Annotated in this window: 3 protein-coding genes; all 3 read right to left on the bottom strand. The window is 69.2% G+C overall.

All coding sequences use genetic code 11. From position 1 onward, the window contains the following. On the bottom strand, positions 1–324 hold a 324-nt coding region (locus ACTS11_RS10830; protein ID WP_442640325.1), incomplete at its 3' end, for a TRAP transporter small permease. A gap of 64 nt (positions 325–388) precedes the next feature. After that, positions 389–1,369: a TRAP transporter substrate-binding protein gene (locus ACTS11_RS10835; RefSeq protein WP_442640326.1), complete on the bottom strand. Its 981-nt coding sequence runs from the start codon at positions 1,367–1,369 to the stop codon at positions 389–391. A gap of 28 nt (positions 1,370–1,397) precedes the next feature. After that, on the bottom strand, positions 1,398–2,307 hold a 910-nt coding region (locus ACTS11_RS10840), incomplete at its 5' end, for a glucuronate isomerase (RefSeq protein ID WP_442640327.1).

The raw sequence follows: 2,307 nt of genomic DNA on the forward strand, positions 1-2,307 counted from the left end.
GCCGCCCCAGAAGGCCGCCACGACGAGGTCCGAGATCGTGTGGAGCACCGCCTTGGCGCGCGGCCCGAGCACGTGCAGGAGCACGTCGAAGCTCAGGTGGTTTCCCTCGCGGATGCCGACGGCGGCGCCGAGGATGATGAACCAGCCCATGATGATGACCGAGCCGTTGCCGGTCCAGGTCGGGCTGTCGTTCAGGACGTAGCGGCCGTAGACCTGCCAGCCGATGAAGGCGGTCATCGCCACCAGCCCGGCCCCGGACAGGTAGAGCGACACCCGCGCGACGAGGCCGCAGCCGCGCGCCAGTTTCTCGACGATGTCCCGCATGATCGCGCCCCGCCTGCCGTCATGGGAGGGCGGACCGCATGGGCCCGCCCCCGCTTCGCCCCGACTACTCGACGGCCTGGATGCGCGCGACGAGGTCGCGGAGCGCATCGCTCGTCACGTGGCGCTCGTAGACCGGCGCCATCGCCTCGATGAAGGGCGTCTTGTCGATCTCCTCGATGACCTCGACACCCGCCGCGCGCACGATCTCCTCGGAGGCGGCCTCGCGCGCGGCCCAGAGCTCGCGCATGTGGGGCACGGCGTCCCGGGCGGCCTGCCGGATGAGGCCCTGATCCTCGGCCGAGAGGCGGTTCCAGCTCGCCTGTGACATGACGAGGACCTCGGGCACCATCAGGTGCTGGTTGAGCGTGTAGTAGCCCGCGACCTCGAAGTGGCCGGTCGACTCGTAGCTCGGCCAGTTGTTCTCGGCCCCGTCGATCACGCCGGTCTGGATCGCCGAATAGACCTCGCCGAAGGGCATCGGCGTGGCGTTGGCGCCCAGCGCGTCGACCATGTCGACGAAGACGTCGGACTGCATCACGCGGAAGCTGAGGCCCGCCATGTCCTCGATCGAGCGGATCGGGCGCTCGCTGTTGTAGAAGCTGCGCGACCCGCCGTCGAAATAGGCGAGACCCACGAGGTTGTGGTGCCCGAAGGCGGCCAGCACCTCGTCGCCGATCTCGCCGTCGACGACCGCGTGCATGTGCTCGGTCGAGCGGAAGATGAAGGGCAGCGAGAAGACCTTGGTTTCCTCGATGATGTTGTTGAACGGGCCGAGGCTGACGCGGTTCATGTCGATCACGCCGAGCTGCGTCTGCTCGATCGTGTCGGCCTCCTGGCCGAGCTGCGCCGAGTGGTAGACCTCGATGCAGAGCCGCCCGCCCGAGCGCTCCTCGAGGAGGTCGCCCATGTACTCGACCGCGGCGACGGTCGGATAGCCCTCGGGATGCGTGTCCGACGAGCGGAGCGTGATCTCGCAGGCCAAGGCACCCGTCGCGAGCGCGGTGGTGGCGGCCAGCGCGGCCAGCCCGGTTCTCAAGGCAGTCATTCTTTCTCTCCTCCCTTTTGCTTGCTGTTCACAGGCGATAGGCCTCCCTTGCCAGCCTGTGGGTGAGGTCCTGCGCGACCTCGAACGCCTCGGCCTTCCTCAGGCGACCCGTGCCGACGAGGGTGGCGAGGTAGGCGCAATCCGAACGCCGCGCCACGTCGTGGCGCGCCGGGATCGAGCAGAAGGCACGGGTATCGTCGTTGAAGCCCGCGGTGTTGTAGAAACCGCAGGTTTCCGTGGTCAGCTCGCGGTAGCGGCGGATGCCCTCGAAGCTGTCGAAGAACCACCAGGGCGGGCCGAGCCGCAGCGCGGGGTATGCGCCGGCCAGCGGTGCGAGCTCTCGGCCATAGGTCGTCTCGTCCAGCGTGAAGAGGATCACGGTCAGGCCGCGCTCCATCCCCACGGCGTCGAGCAGCGGCTTGAGGTTGCCCACGAAGTCGGTGGGGCGGGGGATGTCGAAACCCTTGTCGCGGCCGTGCGCCTCGAAGACCGTGCGGGAATGGTTGCGCCACGATCCGGGATGAACCTGCAACGTCATCCCGTCCTCGAGGCTCATCCGCGCCATCTCGGTCAGCATCTGGCCGCGGAAGGCGTCGGCCTCCTCCGCCGTGCAGGCGCCGCGCAGCGCCTTGTCGAAGAGCGCCGCGGCCTCGGCCGGCCCGAGGTTCTCGGTGCGGGCGGTCGGGTGGCCGTGGTCGGTGGCCGTCGCTCCATGGTCCCGGAAGAACGCGCGCCGCACCCGGTGCGCGCTCAGGTAGCCCGCCCAGGTCGCCGTATCCTCGCCGGTCAGCTCGCCCAGCTTCGCGACGTTGTCGGCGAACCCCTCGAACTCAGGGTCGACCACGGCATCGGGGCGGTAGGTGGTGATCACCCGCCCCTGCCAGCCGCTCTCGGCGATCATCCTGTCCCAGCGCAGGTCGTCGAGCGCGCCCTCGGTG

Source organism: Roseicyclus sp. (genome assembly GCF_052168335.1).
Classification (GTDB): domain Bacteria; phylum Pseudomonadota; class Alphaproteobacteria; order Rhodobacterales; family Rhodobacteraceae; genus Roseibacterium.